Raw genomic sequence first — 20,500 nt, forward strand, 5'->3', positions numbered from 1 at the left:
GCTGTTTTAATTTGCTAATACCAGTTGTTTCTTTAATAAATCTTTTATTTCGGGCTTACAACTTCCACAGCCCAAACCTGCGCCTGTCTCTGAGCATAATTTATTGAAATCCGAACATCCACCTTTGATGGCATCTACAACATTACCTTCACCAACCTGACTGCAAGAGCATACCAGTTTCCCTTTTAAAGCAACAGATGTTGAAGCACCACGCAACAATTCATTCCGTTTTTCAGATAGTTCAATCTCTTCTTCTATCAGTCTTTTAAATTCTGCAAATTCATTTTTATCACCCAATAAAATGGCACCTTTTAACGTATCGTCTTTTACAATACATTTCTTATAAAAACGCTTACTTACATCCATTAAAATGATTTCCTCATAAGTAGCATCGCCAATGGGTGAATTCACCATACCAATACTACAGAGGTCCAGATTTTCGAACTTTAAAATATTCATCAATACCGAACCATTGTAAATACTACTAAAGTCTCCAAGAATAAAGTTAGCCGCAATATTTGCTTGTTGCTCAGCAGCTGAAGTAATACCGAAAAGCGAATTTTTGAACTCTGCTATTTCTCCTAATGCGAATATAGATGGGTCGCTACTTTGCAAATATGAATTTACCACGACACCTCTACGCGTATTGATGCCTGTTTGTTTTGCCAATTCAATATTTGGTCTGGTACCGATAGCATACACTATAGCATTACATTGAATAGTACGACCTGTTTTAAGATTTACAGAAAGACTATGTTTTTGGTTCCTATCCTCAAATACGGTACTTACCTCATTATCGAAATACAGATTTATACCACGCTCCATAACATCTTCTGCCAATAAACGACTTGCAATGCTATCTAGCTGCCGTTCCATTAATCGTGGTGCACGTTGTATAATACTAATATTGATATTGATTTTTTTCAATGCAGCAGCGAGCTCTAGTCCTAATAGGCCTCCACCTACAATAACCACATTTTGGTCTTTTGCCTGTAACCCGGTTTCAGATAAATATTTTCTTAATTTATCGGCATCTCCTCGTTCACGCATCGTAAAACGACCGGGTAATTGTATCTGAACATCACTAGGTATAAAGGCTCTACTACCGGTTGCCATTATTAGTAAATCGTACGTATGTTTTTCTCCTTTAGAATCTACTATAATTTTATTTTCCGAATCTACATTTTCAATTCCTACTCCGGAATGTAATACTACATCTAGCTTTTTCAACTCCCCATCTTTAAGTTTCTCTAAAGCTTCCCAAGAAAGTTCATCACTTACATATTCTGGGAGTAAAACACGATTATAAAAAGGGTCTTTTTCTTTTGAAAATACATGAAGTTCATCAATACTATTTTTCTCTCTATATGATTGTATAAAGCGATATGCCGCAGCACCTGCTCCAATTACAACAACCTTCTGTTTTTCTTTGACAAACTTGGTAACCTCAACGGCACAATACTTAAAATCTGGCTCTTTTGAAACGGGATCCACTAAATCATTAGTCAGGTTATTTGCCCTACCAAAATCATTGTTCAATACTTTACCCCAATGCATAGGCAAGAAAACAACAGACTCTCTTATGTCATAATTGAGCTGCACTTTTACTTGTACTTGCCCTCTTCTACTTTTTACTACCGCAATATCACCTTCTTTTATTTTTCTCAAATAGGCATCTACAGCATTCATCTCTAGATAAGGCTGCGGTATATGGGTCAACAACCTTTTTACCTTACCAGTTTTGGTTCTAGTGTGCCACTGATCACGAACCCTACCTGAATTTAATATTAACGGATAGTCATTATCTGTTTCTTCAGATTTATTGTAGAGTGTAGGTGGCGCATTAAAATGTGCCTTTTTATCGTTGGTAAAGAACTTGCGATCGGTAAATAACCTTGGTGTACCCTTATGTGTTTTATGTGGCACTGGCCACTGAAAACTACCTTCATTGATCAAACGTTCATATGATAGACCAGAAATGTCTATTTCAGTGCCTTTTGTCAATAAACAGTGCTCGTCATAGACTTCACTGCTATTCTTATAATCAAAACCTTTATAACCCATTGCCTGTGCGAAACGCCAAATGATTTCTGCATCTGGTAATGCTTCACCTGGTGCATCTATAACTTTAGGCAAATGACTAATTCGTCTTTCTGAATTGGTCATGGTACCTTCTTTCTCCAACCAACCTGCTGCCGGTAATAATAAATCGGCAAATTTGGTGGTTTCTGAGTTATGGGATATATCTTGAACTACTACGAATTTTGCCTTTTTTAAAGCTCTTTCTACTTTGTTAGAATTAGGCATACTTACGGCAGGGTTGGTACATACGATCCAAACTGCTTTTAACTTTCCTTCATCTAGGGCATCGAACATTTCTGTTGCTGTGTACCCTGGTTCGGCTTGTATTTCGCCACCTCCCCAAAAATCTGATACTTCTTTTCTATGTGCAGCATTCCCTAAATTTTTATGTGCTGCGAGTAAGCTTGCCATACCACCTACTTCTCTACCACCCATGGCATTTGGCTGACCTGTCAATGAAAACGGTCCAGCACCTGGTTTTCCTATTTGCCCAGTTAACAACGATAAGTTTAATAACGAGACATTTTTAGCCACACCAATAACACTCTGGTTCAACCCCATAGTCCACATGCTAATAAATTTTTTAGCATTACCAATATACTCGGCAGCTTTGCGAATATCACCAACGGGAATACCACATTTTTTAGCGGCTTCTTTCAGTGATAAGGTAAACGCCATTTCTTTAACCGCCTCATAATTTACGGTGTGCTTTTTTATAAAGGCGGAATCTATTTTTCTTTTCTCAATTAATCGGCGGGCTATGGCATTGAAAAGAATAACATCGGTACCCGGTAATATCTGTAAATGTAAATCTGCCCCTGCGCACGTCTGTGTTTTACGTGGATCTACTACAATTATTTTTACCTGCGGATTCTCCTCTTTATGCTTTTCTAATCTTCTATATAAAATAGGATGGCACCATGCCGGGTTTGCACCTGCTATCAAGAAGCAATCTGCCAACTCAATATCTTCATATGAAATAGGCACAGAATCTTCGCCCAAGGTTTTTTTATACCCTACCACGGCAGAACTCATACACAGCCTAGAATTGGTATCTATATTATTGGTGCCAATGAACCCTTTTGTAAGTTTATTGATGAGGTAATACTCTTCTGTTAAACACTGACCAGATACATAAAAACCAACACTATCTGGACCATGTTTGGCAATAATACTTTTAAAAACTGCAGCGGCACGTTCAAAAGCAGCGTCCCAAGAGACACGTTGCAAAGGGTGATTTCTGCTCCATTTCATTTCTGGATACAGAATACGATCTGTAGTATCTTGAGCTACGTAATTTAGATTACGTCCTTTGCTACACAGCATTCCTTTATTAGATGGATAATCGGGATTACCATCTACTGAAATAGTTCCTTTTGCGTCAACATCTACAAGTATACCGCAGCCTACACCGCAATAGGAACATATTGTTTTATGAGTTTTATTGCTATTCATTTTATCAATGATAAAGAATGGTTCAGAAGTATACTGCAAATTATAAAAAGTACGTATAAATACGTATTTTTTTATCGTAAATGTTCTGCGTAATATCGAGTGATCCGCAATTATCACCCTTTAAGACTGAGAATAGATCAATAAATAGGAAAGTGAGGTATTGAAATGTTAAAGTGGAATGTTGATAGACGAAACTGTACTGAGAATACTTTTAAGCGGAATTGACTGTTTTAACTATGAACATTAGGGAAGTAAATCTGTGTTTGCTTTCCGACACCCACATAGCGAAGTTTTTTGGTTAACTCATTTTACTTGTCTTCACAATAAAATTCCAATAGTTCATAAGTCAATCTCGGAATGTTTTTTCTAGTTTCTCTATCAATTCCTTTTACACTCTGTAATTCCGATTTTAATTTTAAATAAGGATTAGATGTTAAAAGTCCTGCTGAATTAATATCTTTTCCCAATTCCTCGTTTAATATCGACTTGTCAATTTCAAGATTTTCAATGAAATCAAATCCAGTTTTTAAAAGGTCATTATTTTCAAATTGTTTCGCCTGTTTTTGAAGAAACGATTTTCCAAATTCTTTAAAGTCATTGACTATTAGTTCAATGATTTCAGTAGTGGTTTTCACTCGTCCATTATGAAAGTAGTAAGCTTCCTCCGCAGGGATAATTCCAGTTCCTTTCTTTAAAACAAGCAAGTCTATATGTGGATTAATTAGTCCTGAATTATAGCTGTTAGAATTTAAATAATTTTTATTTATTCGTGAGGCTACAGAACAGCTAAAGTTTCTGTCTTTTAGTGCAAAAATTACATGCAGGTATTCATTTATATTTCGACCATTAATTATTCGGGTATTCTGGAATGTGCAACAACCATTTCTATATTCTAAAAAATCAAATTCTGGCAATCCTCGTTCAAATTCTGAAATCAAAATCTGTTTCATTTGCCCCCTTTTTAATTCAGGTGAGTCATCTTTCTTTTCAATTTTCGATTTGATTTTTAAATACCAGCTCATTTTTTTCAGCTTGTGCACAACAATAAGGTAGGGGAAACTTTAGATAAGATTATGCTTCTGTGCCTTTTTAGAAAGGTCGATAAGGTTTTTTACATCCATCTTACGCATTAAATTAAAACGATGCGTTTCAATTGTACGTTTACTGTTTTGTAGTTTTTCTGATATCTGTTGATTTGTTAAACCAGACAATACCAACTCTAATACCTTAAGCTCTTTGTTGGTTAAATCAAAAACATTGTCAGCGCTTTTACGTGGCTCTTCTTCTTTAACCACTTGTTTTTTAGCTCCCAATAAGTTATTTACCAAAACATTACTTATATCTCCACTAAAGTATTTACCGCCTTCTCTAACGGTATGTATTGCCTTAATAAATTCTGACTTGTCGGTGTCTTTTAATAGATACCCATTTGCGCCTGAACTAATAGATTTTAAGATATATTCTTCAGAATCATGCATGGAAAGTATAATGGTCTTCACCTCTGATTTACTTTTGGTAAGTTCAGCTACGGCATCAATACCGTTCATGACGGGCATCCTAATATCAATGATTAAAAGATCAGGATTTACCTTGCCTACCAATTCAATAGCCTCTTTACCGTTCGATGCTTCACCGATCACTTCCAAATCAGATTCGGACTCCAATAAAGAACGGATTCCGTCCCTAACCAAGGCGTGATCATCTGCCAATACTATTCTTGTTATTTCACTCAAAATATAGGTAATTATACGTACCGTGCTAAATTACATATTTTAAAAACAACAATACGGTCTACACAACCAATGCTGCATAGACCGTATAACTAACTAAATTCTTGTAAAACTCTATTCTTTTTTGGTATTCAAAAACTGAGGCTTAATGGTCAACTGTACCCAAGCCCAGTTTTGGCTACTTGCCGCTAAATCTTCTGTAACCCCTTTTAGCTCATACATACCGTCAGCAGCGAACATTTGAGAATACCCAACTGCTAACCCATAACCATTGAAAGCCTTTGAAAAGACCAAGTCAATTTCTGTACCCAATGATTTTTCTCCGCTTGGCAATTCTTGTTCTCCACTAAAATTTAAGACTTTAACCAGTAAGCTAGATTTCTTTCCTAAATCGAATTTTGCACTGGCGTGAATGTCAAACAGACCTACAGAATTTGCATGGTTACCTACGTAGAAATAATCCATGAATCCGTTAAACTTATGATTGGTTCCGTATAACGGAAAAAATGCCTCTGTTTTGTCTGTAGTATCGGCTTTGTTTCCACTGATAACTTCTGTACCTAAACCTAAAGCTACCTTATCACTAGCCTTATACCCAAGCTCTAAACCTAGTAAATATGCACCACCAACTTTTACTTCGTTCTGTCTTTCTCCCGTTTGTAAAAATAAGTTGGCATTTGCACTGAAGCTTCCTGCTTTATATGCTAAATGTGTACCAATAGTTTGCAAGCTACTTACCCCATCTGCAGCACCTTCAGTATCAAAATTTTGGAAACCATTATTCAATGCCAATATGCTACCGGAGAATTTATCCCATTGTTGCTTGGCATAAAGGTATTGCATGGTTTTATATGTAAAAAAACCTGATGTATTATATGCTGTACCTACAGATTGAAACCCTGTTGGGTTATCAAAATCTTGACTAAAAGCAAGACCTACATCTAACATGAATTTATCTTTCTTATACTTTAAAAGTCCCGCATCATGGTTTCTACCTTGTTGCGCCCAATCTAATCCGCCAAAAATACGTTGGTCATCATAAGAGATTACTTGTCTTCCTAATTTAGTAGACCATCCTTTGCCTAAATTAATATTTGCCCATGCTTCAAATACTGCAAAAGAATCGTTCTGATCATCTGGTAGAATTTGTCTGTTCTCGCCCCAAACCATTACATCTTGTATGCTTAAGTAAAACTGATACGCTTCTGATTCATATTTGGCATTTAACCGTGCACGGGTAGAGATTGCGAAACCGGCATCTGCAGCATCAGGAATTATGCTTCCGAAACCATTTCTGTATTCTGTTCTTGGTCTAAACTGCCCGTCTAACGTAAATTGGGCATAAATTGAGTTTGCCGCAAGAAACAATAAGGTGATGATTAAGTATTGTTTTTTCATAATCGTAATTTTTAATAATTGATTGAGTTATTTGTTAGTGTTCTAAAAAGTCTATTAGGTGTTTTCTATAGGTGTAATAATCATCGTTCTCTAAAACGGATTTACGAGTTCGCGGTCTTTCAAAATCAATAGAAAGAATATCTCCAATTTTTGCCTTTGGTCCACTGGTCATCATAATGACGCGATCTGCTAGAAAAATAGCTTCATCAACATCATGTGTAATCATAACCGCAGTAATTTTCTCCTTGTTCCAAATCTCTATAAGAATATCTTGTAATTCTCCCCTAGTCAGCGAGTCTAACATTCCAAAAGGTTCATCTAACAACAATACTTTTGGCTTAATAGCAAATGCTCTTGCAATACCCACACGTTGTTGCATACCTTGAGATAATTCTGATGCTTTTTTATGGAAGGCATTCTCTAGACCTACTTTGTGCAAATAGTATTTTGCAATGTCTTGGCGCTGCCCTTTTGTTGCATGAGGAAAAACTTGATTAACCCCAAGCAATACATTCTGCAAGGCCGTCATCCAAGGCATTAAACTTGGCGACTGAAAAATAACTCCCCTATCTGGTCCAGGACCTTTTACAGGATTTCCTAATACCGAAATATTACCTCCGGAAATTGGATTTAAACCTGCTATCATAGAAAGCATGGTTGTTTTACCACAACCTGAATGCCCTATAATCGTCACAAATTCTTCTTTCAAAATTTGAAGATTCAAGTCTTCGAGCACTACGTAATCTCCCTTTGGTGTTGGATATACCTTTTTTAATTTAGAAAGGTCAAGCATTACTTTTGATGGATAGACAATGCCATTTTCTGAATATACTTCGTTAGCTTGTTGTGTTGTGTTCATATACTATTTCTTTAGGCTACAAAGCTCTTAGGCGTTAGCTCTGGTAATTTATATTCTACGTCAGAAACTGTTTTTCTCTCATCACCTATATCCATTAAGTATTCGATGATGGAGTTTCTTGTTTTCTTGTACTCAGGATTATCGTTCATTGCCGTTTTATCTCGAGGTCTTTCAATATCAATCTTAAACTCTGGACCTAAAGTGGCATTCGGACCTGGTTTTAATGGAATTATTCTATCTGCCATATAAATACCCTCATCAACATCGTTGGTAATCAGCAATGCGGTTCGCTTGTCTTGGCTCCAAATATTTAAGATTTCATCTTGTAAATTTCCTCTTGTCAAAGCATCTAATGCTCCTAAAGGTTCATCCATAATGATCATTTCAGGATTCATGGCCAAAGCACGTGCTACCGCAACCCTTTGTCGCATTCCCCCTGATAATTCTTTAGGTCTCTTATTAATTGCCGGAGTAAGGTTTACCATGCCTACGTAATTTTTCACTATTTCCATCAAGGCTTTTTTATTCTCCTTCGGAAAAGCTTCTTTTACCGCCATGTAAATATTTTGACCCACTGTCAACCAAGGCAACAGCGAATAGTTTTGAAAAATAACGCCACGCTCATGACTAGTATCGGTTACCGGAACTCCTTTAAAAAGAACCTCTCCGCTAGTTGGTTGTAATAGCCCGTTTATAAGATTTACTAAAGTGGTTTTTCCACTTCCGGTAAATCCTACAATAGCTACAAACTCACCTTCATCCATAGTCAGGTTGATGTTAGAAAGTACTTCTGTACTACCATCTCCCTCACCATAGGTTTTATAAATATTATTTAGTTCTAAATATGCCATGTTCTATCTTTTGAAAGCGTTATGCCATTTCATTTTTATTGAAAGAAACCATATTCTGTACAGCAAGCATTAGTCTATCTAACAAGAAACCAATGATACCAATGACGAACATTGCCACAATAATTTTTGAGTTAGAATCGTTAGCACCGTTCTGAAATTCTTCCCATACGAAAAGACCTAATCCCTGACTTTGTGCTAAAAGTTCAATGGCAATCAATACCATCCACGCCACAGATAGCGTAATACGAAGTCCCGTAAAAATTAACGGTAAAGAAGAAGGTAATATCACCTTGAATACTTTTTGAAAAGTGCCCAACTTTAATACTTTGGCAACATTGATATAATCCTTATCTACAGATGCAACACCCATCGCCGTGTTTACCAACGTTGCCCACATGGCACAAAGACCTACACTAATAAATGATATTACAAATGCATTATCAGAACTGTCGCCGATATACAATGTCTTTACGATCATAAAAACCAATAGGTACCATACAACTGGCGATACTGGTTTAAAAATTTGAATGAACCAGTTGAAGGCGCTTCGTAATGAAGGACTAAGACCTATAACTATCCCTATAGGTACTGCGATAAACATTGCTAAAAGAAAACCGGCAAATACTGTTTTTATACTTGTTAATACTATATCTACAAATGAGGCTCTACCTGTATATACAATAGGATCTTTACCTTGAGAAATCATTTTCTCATTAGTGACCGCCATTTTCTCGGCAAATGCCGCTTTATCTGCACGTATAACTTGATGATCCGCTATCAATGATTGTAAGGATGCCCATACTTGAGATGGTGATGGCAAAGTATTGGGCTGGCAACTACTGTCGCCAGATTCAATACATGCACGTTCAGCAACTGCAGCCGCTTCTCCCTGTTCTTGCAGTGCTTTTTCCACTCTGTAATTTGCCTCTTTGTTATACAAGGCTTTAGACCCCATCTGCCATAAACCAATAAACAATAAGATGGATAGAAGAGTTATACCAGTATTTTTTAAGGATTTTATAATGCCATCTTTTTTAATACTTGGCGTAAGTTTCAAAAGCATTTGCTTCAAACTAGAAGACAAACTATTTTCGTTTTTTAAGACCATTTCTTGTTCCATACTATTTAATTTAAGGTCAATGAATTACTTTAATTATTTCTTGTCTTTATTTCCGATCGAGAAACTGTTGATATACCCAATTGGATCCTTGGCATCATAGCTAGTACCATCTATAAAGTCTGAAGTCACTGCTTTGTAACCATCTGTATCTGGCACGTCTGCTGCTGGTATTTGACCTTCTGCAACCAAAAGATCTGCGGCTTTTTTCCATATATCCGGTCTGTAGATATCTTTAATCGTACTTGCGTACCAATCAGAAGATTTTGATTCAGGAATTTGACCCCATCTACGCATTTGTGTTAAGAACCATATTCCGTCAGAATAGAAAGGATATGTTGCATTGTACTTATAGAATACATTGAAATCTGGCATTTCACGCTTGTCTCCTTTTTCGAATTCAAATGTTCCAGTCATAGAGTTTGCCAATACCTCTTTTGGTGCACCCACATATTGAGACATGGAAAGTATATCTACAGCCTCTGCTCTATTAGAAGGTTCATCTAGCCATTTACCAGCTCTAATTAATGCTTTTGTTACCGCTATAGCAGTATTGGGATTTTGCTCTACAAACTGCTTTGTCATTACAAATACTTTCTCAGGGTTGTTCTTCCAAATATCATAGTTGGTTGTTACCGGTACACCAATACCTTTAAATACCGCTTGTTGGTTCCAAGGCTCACCTACACAGTACCCATAAATAGTACCTGACTCTAATGTAGCTGGCATTTGTGGCGGTGGCGTAACTGACAATAATACTTCAGCGTCTATCTGCCCTTGCACATTATCTGCTGTATACATACCTGGATGAATACCAGCGGCAGCTAACCAATAACGCAATTCATAGTTGTGGGTAGAAACCGGAAAAACCATTCCCATTTTAAATGGTTTCCCCTCATTTTTATACGAAGTAATTACCGGCTTTAAAGCATCTGCTTTAATTGGGTGAATAGGCTTACCATCTGAATCTGCAGGTACATTTGGCTTCATTTTAGACCAAACATCATTAGAAACCGTAATTCCGTTACCATTTAAATCCATTGAAAATGGAGTAACCAATTCTGCTTGTCTACCAAAACCTGCTCCTGCAGCAATTGGCTGACCTGCCAACATATGTGATCCGTCTAATTGACCATCTATTACACGGTCTAAAACATTTTTCCAGTTAGATTGTGCTTCTACCGAAACAAAAAGTCCTTCTTCTTCAAAAAAGCCTTTTTCTTTTGCAATGGCCAAAGGCGCCATATCGGTAAGTTTTATAAATCCAAAAGTTAATTGTGGCTTTTCAATGTCTAACATTTTAGTTTTTGAGGCTACAGCTTCTTCTGAAACCGTTTCGGCTTTCTTGCTTTTTGTATCTCCACAGGCCGTAAATACCAAGGCGAGGGAAAGGGTTAAAACAGACGAGGTAAAAATGTTTTTCATAATCTTATTATTTAGTGTTCTACGTATTAATACTTATTTCTACAAATATATACGTAACAGCATTTTCCATAAGTGATATAAGCGATGTTTAAACCTCTTTTTACCACATATTAAAACCCAGTAATTAGCCATATTAGAAACTGCTAAAAAACATGTTTTACAAACAAACCATTGTTTTACAATAGTTTACATACATTAAAGTGAATCGTGTTAACTACGTAAATTAAAGAATGATAGAAATACGTACTATTAGCTGTCTAGGTAGAAATTGTGCTCTGATATTTCTTTTTTAAGCAATTCAATATTAGAAATACCAACTCTTTTACCTTTGGTAAGTAACAAGCCTTCTTTTTTAAGAATAGAGAACATTCTTATGACCTGTTCTTCTGTGGTACCTGCATAATCTGCATACTCACGTCTACTTAATAAAAGAGAAGAAAATTCGTTAGTTTGTCCAAACTTACGATTGATATATAATAAGGTGTCTATGACACGTTCTCTAACCGTCATTTGAGATAACGATTTTACTCGGATTTCACTACGATTAAGTTCATTCGCGTAAAACAACATAAAATCATATGTTAGACTAGGTGTTTCCCTTAATGTTTCTTGAAGTAATTCTTTTGAGAAATAACATAAGGTACAATCTACCAAAGCAATGGCACTTATGGGGTACGTCTCTTCTGTACCAAAACCTCTATGCCCAATAATTTCTCCCGGAGTTGCAAAGCGTACAATTTGTTCTTTGCCATGAAGACCGGTTCTCAATACTTTGACCTTGCCACTTAGCAGAAAAAATAGCCCGGTAACAGAGGCACCTTCCATAATAAACTGCTGCCCCTTTTTACATTTAATTTCTTTTCTAGCCTGAACTAATTTTTCAATATTAGAAGAATGAATATTCTTTTGAATTAGGCATTTCTTATTGGTACAAATACTACAGGCACTATCAAGTAGTTCAGAATTATTGGAAGAAAACTTTGATATGTTTGTTGTGCCTGTACGCATAGATAATCTTATTTATATAGTACTTGGAGATAAATCAATTACAGGCTTGCTAACTGTATTCAATTCTTCTTTCACTTGTTTTTCATCTTCTGTAGAGAATTTAATAGCAAGTGTTGTTAAGGCCGTAACGACTACAAAACCACCAATTATAAAGTAACCACTTGACACTGCACCCGAGGCAGCAGCAGCTTGCGCCGCTTTCATAGCCTCTTCTCCTAAATTTGCGTTCGAAGCCAATGCATTGGTTTCTGCCAAGGATGATTTTGATTTTAGCAATAGTGCAGCTAAAAACGCACCTACATTACCACCAGCACCAACAATACCTGAGATAGAACCAATTGCTTTTTTATTTATGAAGGGAACTACTGAGAAAGTTGCTCCTTCTGCCATTTGGACCGTTATACTAAAAGCTATTAAGAATATAATGCCCATTGCAAAACTTGTGGTCAATGAAAAGACCGAAAGCATCGCACCTTCAAGTGCCAGAATTACGGTTAAGAAAAGTACTCTACCACGTAAACCCTTTAATCTACCAAAACGGTCACCGAAAAACCCGCCTAACGTTCGGGCAAATATATTCATGAGCGCAAATGAAAGTACCAAGTTACCGGCAGTGGATCTTGTTAGTCCGAATGTGTTTTGCAAGTAATCATCCATAGTACCATAAACGGTAAGCTCCATTCCAAAAGATGCTGCATATACAATGAAAAGTATCCATACTCTATAATCTTTCAGTACACTTACAAATGATTCCTCATCTTTTTTAAGCTTCGGCATTTTACCCGCTTCCTTTAACTCCTTAAAATTACCCTCTGGAGTGTCTTGAGTAAAAAAGTAATATACAACACCCATTATCATTGCAATAACACCAGCTATAATCATGGAGTAACGCCAAGCAATTTCATCTGCAACTCCAAAACTGACCACTGCAGCAGCTATTAAAGGCATACCAAGACGGTTGGCACCACCACCTAAATTACCCCATCCTGCTGAGGTAGCATTGGCAGTACCAACAATATTGGGGGCAAACATAATAGAAGTATGAAACTGAGTAATTACAAATGATGCACCTATAAAACCTATAAACAACCTACATATTAAGAATTGCGTTGGTGTTTGAACAAAGCCAATAAGTATTACAGGTATAGCTCCTAAAATCAACAAATAAGTATAACATAATCTTGGGCCATATTTATCACATAATTTTCCAATTAACAATCTAGCGAAAACAGTACCGGTTACTGCCAGTATAATCGAATTCCACTTTTGATCGGGAGTCAACCCCAAATCCTTAACCACATCTGGCATAAAAGGAACTATACCAAACCATGCAAAGAAGCATATAAAAAACGCTATTGATGTAATCCAAAAAGTACGTATTGGCATACTTTTCAAATCAGTTAACTTTAAAGTGGTCGATTTTTTGGATTGATTTTCCATAATAATATAGATTTCATTTATAACTCAGTACAAACCTACTATAATAAATACGTAATTATACGTAGTTTTAAATATTTTGCTCATTTACTACGTATAATTACATAATACATATAATTTGGAGCTGATAATTATTACATTAGGAATTTCAGGAAGACGAAAATCAATTATTAGGAATTTTCAATTTGAAACAGAGGTTGGTTCCAAAGAATACTAAGTAAGCATAAGTATTTGATGTTAAAAAAAATTGCTAAATAGCATTATGCAACACACGTTGTACTTCCTCTTCAAAAAAGGAAGGATGATCTGCTACAACATCACCTATTACTATAATTCCATGCATCGTTGTATCTATATTAGGTGTATGATGATGAATACTATCTAAGGTAGCTACAACACATCTTTCATTCTCTGTAGTTCCATTTTGTATTACGGCTATAGGCGTAATTCTACCCCTATATTTACTAACCTCATCTACAATTTCACTAAGTTTTCTTATTCCCATTAATATTACCATTGTGGTAGATGATTTAGCGGCATATTGCAAATCTTGTGAGAATGTACCATCTTTTTTAGTGGCAGTCATTACCCAAAAACTACTGCTTACCCCTCTTTTGGTCATAGGTATTCCTTGACTAGATGGTACGGCAATTGAACTTGAAATACCTGGTATTATACTTACAGGAATACCAAAGGCTTCTACATACTCTATCTCTTCATTTGCCCTACCAAAAACAAATGGATCACCGCCTTTTAATCTCACCACATGTCCGTATTCGAAGGCATATTCGACTATCAATTCATTAATCTCATCTTGAGTATGAGAATGTTTTCCGCATCTTTTACCCGTATATATCTTAGGAATATCAGTACGTAGTTCAGATAACAGTTCATCACTAATTAATGCATCGTATAATATAACATCTGCCTCGTTCAAAACTCTCAAACCCCTTACTGTTATTAGGTCTTTTGCTCCAGGTCCTGCTCCAACCAAACTTACTTTTGCCGTTTTCTCTAATTCCATCTTCATAGTATTTAGCATTATAAATTATCGATTCTTCAACAAGAATACGTAATTATTTTCATAAAATTATCAACTATATACGTATTTATACGTAATATTGCTAAGTAGCTAAATAAGTAAGCGTATGAAAACTATACTAGTTGTCGGTAATGGAATGGTAGGATACAAATTTTGTGAGAAGTTTGTCGCTAAAGAAGAAAGCAAGCAGTTTAAATTGGTTGTTTTTGGAGAAGAGCCCAGACCTGCATATGATAGAGTTCACCTAAGTGAATTTTTCGAAAACCAAGATGCTAAAGCCCTAGAAATGGCTCCTGCAGAATGGTACACAGAAAATGGTATAGAATTAATTGTAGATGAACGCGTTGCGGACATCCACAGAACCAATAAAACCATCACTACCGCAAAAAATAGGGAGTTCTCATATGACTATTTGGTTTTAGCCACAGGGTCATCTGCTTTCGTGCCGCCTATTAAAGGTGTTGAAAAAGAAGGTATTTTTGTATATAGAACTATTGAAGATTTAGAAGGCATGCTGGCGTACGCTGCTAAAATAAAGGCAAAGAACCCAAATGCTAAAGCTGCTGTTTTAGGTGGCGGACTGCTAGGACTAGAAGCTGGTAAAGCGGTAATGGATATGGGCTTGGAACCACATATTGTGGAGTTCGCACCTAAGTTAATGCCAAGACAGTTAGATTCTAGAAGTAGTCAGGTACTACAATTAAAACTGGAATCTATTGGTTTAAACATTCACTTGAGCAAAGCTACCAATCAAATTCTTGGGGATGACGGATACATTACAGGAATGGAGTTTGGAGAGGATGATGTTTTAGATGTTGAAATGTTAGTGGTTTCTGCAGGTATACGCCCAAGAGACGAGCTAGGTAGAAGTTGCGGATTAGAAGTTGGTGTTCGTGGCGGTATTGTTGTAGATAACAAAATGCAAACATCTGATAGCAATATATATGCTATAGGCGAGATTGCTCTTTATAATCAAATGATTTACGGATTAGTTGCACCTGGCTACGATATGGCCGGTGTGGCAGTAGACCAAATTATAGGTCTTACAGAAACTCTAATGCCTGCTGAAATAGACATGTCTACCAAATTAAAATTGATCGGTGTTGATGTAGCAAGTTTTGGTGAACCTTTTATGCCTGCAGCTAAGGGTCACTCTATCATATTCGAAAATAAAACACAGCATTTATATAAAAGAATCAATGTAAGTCTTGACGGCAAAAAACTGTTGGGAGGAATTTTAGTTGGTGATGCTTCAGATTATAGCATGTTACACCAAATTTATTTGAACGGAATGCCTATTCCTGAAGATGCTTCTCAATTAATTTTACCTGCTAGTGAAGGTGGTGGTTCTTTTGGTGATGTTATGGATTTACCAGATGGAGCACAAATATGTTCTTGTGAAAATGTTACAAAAGGACAAATTTGCGGTACTATTGAGAGTGGTGAATCTAAAGACCTTGCCGATGTGGTTAGTTGTACTAAAGCAGGTACTGGTTGTGGAGGATGTAAGCCCATGGTAAAAGACCTTACCGAGGCTACTCTAAAATCTTTAGGCATAGAAGTTAAAGATTCAATTTGCGAACACTTTGATTTAAACAGACAAGATTTATATAAAATCATTCAAGTAAAAGGCTATAATACTTTTAATGAAGTTCTTGATAATCACGGAAACGGTGGTCATGGTTGCGAATTGTGTAAACCGGTTGTTGCTTCTTTGATGGCTAGTATTAATGCAGATACTGCTAATAAAGAGTATGCCATACAGGATTCTAATGATAGATTCTTAGCAAACATTCAGCGTAATGGAACGTATTCTGTTGTTCCTCGTGTTCCTGGTGGAGAAATTACACCAGATAAGCTAATTGCTCTTGGAGAAATTGCTAAAAAATATGATTTATATACCAAAGTAACTGGTGGTGTTCGTATCGATTTATTTGGTGCTACCTTAAACCAATTGCCATTAATCTGGAAAGATTTAATTGATCATGGTTTTGAAAGTGGACATGCCTACGGGAAATCTCTACGTACAGTAAAAACTTGTGTAGGTTCTACATGGTGTCGATACGGCATGGATGAAAGTGTAAGTTTTGGTATCGAATTAGAAAATAGATATAGAGGAATACGTGCTCCACACAAAATTAAAGGTGGTGTTTCTGGCTGTATTCGTGAATGTGCCGAAGCTCGTGGAAAAGATTTTGGTTTAATTGCTGTAGAAGGTGGTTGGAACTTATACCTTGGCGGTAATGGTGGCGCTACACCCAGACATGCTGAATTATTTGCAGAACAAATAGATAATGCAACCGTAATTAAATATATAGATCGTTACCTAATGTTATACATGCGTACTGCAAAGCCTTTACAAAGAACAGCAGCATGGCAAGAACGTTTAGAAGGTGGACTTAATTATTTAAAAGAAGTAATTATAGATGATAAACTAGGGATTGCAGAAGATTTAGAAAATGAAATGCAAACATTAGTTAATAAGTTTGAGTGTGAATGGACACAAGCTATTAACGACCCAGAAATGATGAAGCGTTTTAATCACTTTGTAAATAGTGAAGAAGAAGATGACAACTTAGTTTTCGTTCCATTAAGAGAACAAAAAATGCCAGAAAAATGGGTCTAACTACGCTTTAAGCAACCAATTTCTAAAATTTAAACAATGACTATAATTTCAGATAAATATAAGACCGTAAAACCAGAGGAAGTAACAGTTTGGTTTAAAGCAGCACCAGTTACTGCGTTTCCAAAAGATGGAGGCGCTTGTGTAAAATATAAAGATCTACAAATTGCTGTATTTAATTTTGAACGACTAAATACATGGTACGCTTGCCAAAACCTTTCTCCCGAAAAACAAGAAATGGTTTTAAGCAGAGGTATGATTGGTGACCATAAGGGTATACCAATGGTAGCCTGTCCGTTACACAAAAAGACATTTTCATTAGAAAATGGCGAAAATTTAAATAGTGATTTGGACCCAATAGCGGTATATCCTATTAAAATAGAGGATGACTTTGTGTATGTTGGCTTTTCTGAATAGCTTTGAGTAAATTAATGACTTATGGCGACGACAGATAAATTACGGGTAGCATTTCAACATTTTGACGAAGCCAATACCCAAGACCCAAATACTGAAGTTTTTGAAGGTACTACCTACCCTAAAGAAGTACTCTACGGTATTCGAATGACCGAGCGCCTTAACGAGTTTGACCCAACTGCATCTGAAGCATTACGTTTAACCGCCAGATGTCAGCATATTTGTAGATGGGAAATACCAAGGGAGTCATATGAAATGAATCGCGAAGGGTACCTTAGATGGAGACAAGATCTAAAAAAATTCCACGCCAATAAAGCTGCGGCTATTTTAGAGGAAATTGGTTATGATCAAGATACAATTGATAAAGTGCGTTTTCTATTAGAGAAAAAACAGCTGAAAAAAAACGAAGAAACACAAAGCTTAGAAGATGTTATCTGCTTGGTTTTTCTAGAGTTTTATTTTGAGCCTTTTGCCCATAAACATGCAGAGGACAAGACTATAGACATTCTTCAAAAAACATGGAGAAAGATGTCTGAAAAGGGGCAAAGTGCCGCATTAAAATTACCATTATCTAAATATTCTTTAGATTTAATTACCAAGGCGCTACACGCCTAAAATAATTTACTTCTTATTATTTATGGCCAATAACGACCACAATATACCATTGGACACGGCTACCTTTATACGTATACGTAAGTGGTATCTATTGGCATTGGCGGCTATTGCTATTACCGTCATTATTGCCCAAGTACTTATCCAATTACACCTAAAAGCGCAATCTGGAGATTCTCAACTTATAAATATAGCCGGTAGACAACGTGCTTTTAGTCAAAAATTGACCAAAGAGACCTTACTTTTAAAAGATTTAAGTGATCCAGAAGATAAGAAGATGGTACTCTCTGAAATAGAAAAGACTCTTGAAATTTGGAAAGTATCTCACGTAGGGCTTCATATGGGCGATGCCTCCTTTAACCTGCCTTACGAAGATGACCCTAAGGTCAAGGCATTATTTAAAAAGCTTGATCCGCACCATTCGGCAATGGTTGGTGCTTTAGAGCACGTACTTGTAAAACATCAACAAGATATTAATGCATCTGTACAACAAAATGATCTAGATGCCTTGCTGAACAATGAGCGTCAGTTTTTAAAACTCATGGATCAAATTGTAAACGAATATGACGCACGTAGTAATGAACAGCTTCAGAAACTAAAACAAAAGGAATACTGGTTATTGGCTTTTTCGTTATTAATTCTCTTGTTAGAAATCTTCGTGATCTTTAGACCGCTATCCATCCAAATTAAAAATACTATTGGTCATCTTATGGGTAAGGATGAGGAATCTAAAGGTCAACTAGAAAAGATTCAAAACCTGTATGAGGAAAAGGAACAATCCTTAAAAGAGTTACAAGAACTGAATTTCGTTATAGACAACGCTGCCCTATTTGCGAGTATTCGTAAAGATGGTTCCATAGTTTTTATCAGTAAAAAATTTTTAAATCTATTAGACCATGAAACTATACCGGTTAATAAACCTTTTTCAGAAATACTAACCACAGAGGAAGGTCAGCAATCATACCTAAAAGAGGTATTGAAAATAAACAGAAAGAATATTATTCGAAAAGAAGAATTGCAAGTGGTCACTTCTAAAGGAACTACAATTTGGCTAGACATGTCAATTGTACCCATGCATCAATCTACCTTAGAACAAGATATTTTAATTCTATGTTCAGATATCACCGAACGAAAAGAAAATCAGCTTAAAGTACAAGAACTGACCAAGCAGAATTTTGAGGAACGCATGCAGCAAAAAAAGGCGCAAGCGAGTCAAATAGTAGAAGGGCAAGAAGAAGAACGCAAGCGTATTGCCAAAGATATTCATGACGGAATAGGGCAAATGCTAACTGCTCTCAAATTCAATATCGAATCTATAGATATTGAGGATAAAGCTAAAACCGGTGAGAAAATTACCTATTTAAAAAGCTTAACGTCAGACCTAATAAAAGGGGTAAGAACGGCCACTTTTAACCTTACTCCCCCAGAATTAAGTGACCACGGCATATTTCCTGCTATTCATAAAATGACCACAGAGCTTTCTAAATTAACCGGTAAGACGGTTCTGTTTAAAAATAAGACCGATGCTAATATTAGGTTCGACTCGCTAGCTGAAACCAATATTTATCGTGTTACCCAAGAAGCGGTTAACAATGCCATAAAATATGCAGAAGCAAATTATATTTTGGTTACCTTAAATTACTCCTATCCTATTTTAAGTGTAGTCATAGATGATGATGGCAAAGGTTTTGATGATTCCATTTTAGGAAAATTACCAAAAAATAATAGTGAAGGCGGTATGGGTCTGTTTTTTATGAAAGAACGTATCGACTATATTAACGGTCGCTTATTCATAAACTCTGAACTTGGTAAGGGTACGCGTGTCACCATTAATTATAAAACCGAAGAAAACAAAATTTCACATGGAACGGAATGAGCTTTACCCTGTATTTTTAAAAGTATCTAACCTTCATATTTTAATTGTTGGCGGTGGAAATGTTGCGCTGGAGAAATTGACATTTCTATTAAAATCTAGTCCTAATGCACAAGTAGAAATGGTAGCACCTATGTTTAGGGAAGAAACCGTTGAGCTAGCCAACAAATTCAATATAAAAATGAATGTGGCAGATTATGATGTTTCTTATTTAAAAGGGAAACATATTGCAATTGCCACTACAGATAATGTACCCGTAAACGAGCAGGTATATCATGATTGTAGGGAAAGACAGATTCTAGTCAATGTTGCAGATAACCCACCTTATTGTGATTTCTACATGGGCGGCATCGTTACTAAAGGCAATGTAAAAGTGGCCATTTCTACCAACGGAAAATCACCTACAACAGCCAAAAGACTTCGTCAATTTTTTGAGGATGTTATTCCGGAAAATATAGACGATCTTGTAAAAAACCTCAACGAGTTTCGAAAAACCATAAAAGGCGATTTCGAAGAAAAAGTGGAAACCTTAAATGAGTTTACCAAAGGTTTAGTGAATAAGAAAGAGGAGTAA

At 36.2% G+C, this 20,500-nt stretch carries 16 protein-coding genes; 5 read left to right on the forward strand and 11 right to left on the reverse strand.

Features of this window, described 5'->3' with window-relative positions; all coding sequences use genetic code 11:
• Window positions 1–6: 6 nt before the first annotated feature.
• From BM296_RS03305 to cobA, 11 genes are all read right to left on the reverse strand, one after another.
• Window positions 7–3,537: a nitrate reductase gene (locus BM296_RS03305; RefSeq protein WP_091901419.1), complete on the reverse strand. Its 3,531-nt coding sequence runs from the start codon at window positions 3,535–3,537 to the stop codon at window positions 7–9.
• 308 nt (window positions 3,538–3,845) lie between these two features.
• Window positions 3,846–4,487 (reverse strand): hypothetical protein, encoded by a 642-nt coding sequence (locus BM296_RS03310; RefSeq protein WP_143099037.1) that lies wholly within the window; start codon window positions 4,485–4,487, stop codon window positions 3,846–3,848.
• Window positions 4,488–4,598: 111 nt separating this feature from the next.
• Entirely contained in the window at window positions 4,599–5,270 is a 672-nt protein-coding gene (locus BM296_RS03315; RefSeq protein ID WP_027065587.1) for a response regulator transcription factor, read from the reverse strand.
• 111 nt (window positions 5,271–5,381) lie between these two features.
• Window positions 5,382–6,665 (reverse strand): alginate export family protein, encoded by a 1,284-nt coding sequence (locus BM296_RS03320; protein ID WP_091901423.1) that lies wholly within the window; start codon window positions 6,663–6,665, stop codon window positions 5,382–5,384.
• A 34-nt stretch (window positions 6,666–6,699) separates the two neighbouring features.
• A complete protein-coding gene (locus BM296_RS03325; RefSeq protein WP_091901425.1) occupies window positions 6,700–7,524 on the reverse strand; it encodes an ABC transporter ATP-binding protein in 825 nt (274 codons plus the stop codon).
• Between the two features lie 11 nt (window positions 7,525–7,535).
• Window positions 7,536–8,375: an ABC transporter ATP-binding protein gene (locus BM296_RS03330; RefSeq protein WP_091901427.1), complete on the reverse strand. Its 840-nt coding sequence runs from the start codon at window positions 8,373–8,375 to the stop codon at window positions 7,536–7,538.
• 19 nt (window positions 8,376–8,394) lie between these two features.
• Window positions 8,395–9,495 carry an ABC transporter permease gene (locus BM296_RS03335; RefSeq protein WP_091901429.1) on the reverse strand — a complete coding sequence of 367 codons (1,101 nt, stop codon included), beginning with the start codon at window positions 9,493–9,495 and terminating at the stop codon, window positions 8,395–8,397.
• A 33-nt stretch (window positions 9,496–9,528) separates the two neighbouring features.
• Window positions 9,529–10,917 carry a CmpA/NrtA family ABC transporter substrate-binding protein gene (locus BM296_RS03340; protein WP_091901431.1) on the reverse strand — a complete coding sequence of 463 codons (1,389 nt, stop codon included), beginning with the start codon at window positions 10,915–10,917 and terminating at the stop codon, window positions 9,529–9,531.
• 249 nt (window positions 10,918–11,166) lie between these two features.
• On the reverse strand, window positions 11,167–11,925 hold the full coding sequence (locus tag BM296_RS03345; protein WP_091901433.1) for a Crp/Fnr family transcriptional regulator: 759 nt from the start codon (window positions 11,923–11,925) through the stop codon (window positions 11,167–11,169).
• 12 nt (window positions 11,926–11,937) lie between these two features.
• The gene (locus BM296_RS03350) at window positions 11,938–13,365 is read right to left on the reverse strand and encodes a NarK family nitrate/nitrite MFS transporter (protein ID WP_091901435.1); all 1,428 of its coding nucleotides are present in this window, start codon (window positions 13,363–13,365) and stop codon (window positions 11,938–11,940) included.
• 247 nt (window positions 13,366–13,612) lie between these two features.
• A complete protein-coding gene (gene cobA, locus BM296_RS03355; RefSeq protein ID WP_245786959.1) occupies window positions 13,613–14,386 on the reverse strand; it encodes a uroporphyrinogen-III C-methyltransferase in 774 nt (257 codons plus the stop codon).
• Between the two features lie 124 nt (window positions 14,387–14,510).
• Here cobA and nirB point away from each other — a divergent pair, with 124 nt between their 5' ends.
• From nirB to BM296_RS03380, 5 genes are read left to right on the forward strand one after another with little or no spacing between them, the layout of a single operon-like run.
• Entirely contained in the window at window positions 14,511–17,030 is a 2,520-nt protein-coding gene (gene nirB / locus BM296_RS03360; RefSeq protein ID WP_091901439.1) for a nitrite reductase large subunit NirB, read from the forward strand.
• 36 nt (window positions 17,031–17,066) lie between these two features.
• Complete coding sequence (gene nirD, locus BM296_RS03365) at window positions 17,067–17,444, forward strand: nitrite reductase small subunit NirD (protein ID WP_027065578.1); 378 nt, start codon at window positions 17,067–17,069, stop codon at window positions 17,442–17,444.
• A 21-nt stretch (window positions 17,445–17,465) separates the two neighbouring features.
• Entirely contained in the window at window positions 17,466–18,056 is a 591-nt protein-coding gene (locus tag BM296_RS03370) for a DUF4202 domain-containing protein (protein WP_091901441.1), read from the forward strand.
• 22 nt (window positions 18,057–18,078) lie between these two features.
• A complete protein-coding gene (locus tag BM296_RS03375) occupies window positions 18,079–19,929 on the forward strand; it encodes an ATP-binding protein (RefSeq protein WP_091901443.1) in 1,851 nt (616 codons plus the stop codon).
• Window positions 19,916–20,500: a precorrin-2 dehydrogenase/sirohydrochlorin ferrochelatase family protein gene (locus tag BM296_RS03380; protein ID WP_091901445.1), complete on the forward strand. Its 585-nt coding sequence runs from the start codon at window positions 19,916–19,918 to the stop codon at window positions 20,498–20,500. The genes BM296_RS03375 and BM296_RS03380 overlap by 14 nt, the downstream gene beginning before the upstream one ends.

The sequence above is a fragment of the Maribacter stanieri genome (genome assembly GCF_900112245.1).
GTDB classification, from domain to species: Bacteria; Bacteroidota; Bacteroidia; order Flavobacteriales; family Flavobacteriaceae; genus Maribacter; species Maribacter stanieri.

Bases quoted from the DNA above. Each gene is read 5' to 3' on its own strand.
- BM296_RS03310 (WP_143099037.1), bottom strand. From the start codon at position 4,487: ATGAAACAGATTTTGATTTCAGAATTTGAACGAGGATTGCCAGAATTT.
- BM296_RS03380 (WP_091901445.1), top strand. From the start codon at position 19,916: ATGGAACGGAATGAGCTTTACCCTGTATTTTTAAAAGTATCTAACCTT.
- BM296_RS03305 (WP_091901419.1), bottom strand. From the start codon at position 3,537: ATGAATAGCAATAAAACTCATAAAACAATATGTTCCTATTGCGGTGTA.
- BM296_RS03320 (WP_091901423.1), bottom strand. From the start codon at position 6,665: ATGAAAAAACAATACTTAATCATCACCTTATTGTTTCTTGCGGCAAAC.
- BM296_RS03330 (WP_091901427.1), bottom strand. From the start codon at position 8,375: ATGGCATATTTAGAACTAAATAATATTTATAAAACCTATGGTGAGGGA.
- nirB (WP_091901439.1), top strand. From the start codon at position 14,511: ATGAAAACTATACTAGTTGTCGGTAATGGAATGGTAGGATACAAATTT.
- BM296_RS03345 (WP_091901433.1), bottom strand. From the start codon at position 11,925: ATGCGTACAGGCACAACAAACATATCAAAGTTTTCTTCCAATAATTCT.
- BM296_RS03335 (WP_091901429.1), bottom strand. From the start codon at position 9,495: ATGGAACAAGAAATGGTCTTAAAAAACGAAAATAGTTTGTCTTCTAGT.
- BM296_RS03350 (WP_091901435.1), bottom strand. From the start codon at position 13,365: ATGGAAAATCAATCCAAAAAATCGACCACTTTAAAGTTAACTGATTTG.
- nirD (WP_027065578.1), top strand. From the start codon at position 17,067: ATGACTATAATTTCAGATAAATATAAGACCGTAAAACCAGAGGAAGTA.
- BM296_RS03325 (WP_091901425.1), bottom strand. From the start codon at position 7,524: ATGAACACAACACAACAAGCTAACGAAGTATATTCAGAAAATGGCATT.
- BM296_RS03375 (WP_091901443.1), top strand. From the start codon at position 18,079: ATGGCCAATAACGACCACAATATACCATTGGACACGGCTACCTTTATA.
- BM296_RS03340 (WP_091901431.1), bottom strand. From the start codon at position 10,917: ATGAAAAACATTTTTACCTCGTCTGTTTTAACCCTTTCCCTCGCCTTG.
- cobA (WP_245786959.1), bottom strand. From the start codon at position 14,386: ATGGAATTAGAGAAAACGGCAAAAGTAAGTTTGGTTGGAGCAGGACCT.
- BM296_RS03370 (WP_091901441.1), top strand. From the start codon at position 17,466: ATGGCGACGACAGATAAATTACGGGTAGCATTTCAACATTTTGACGAA.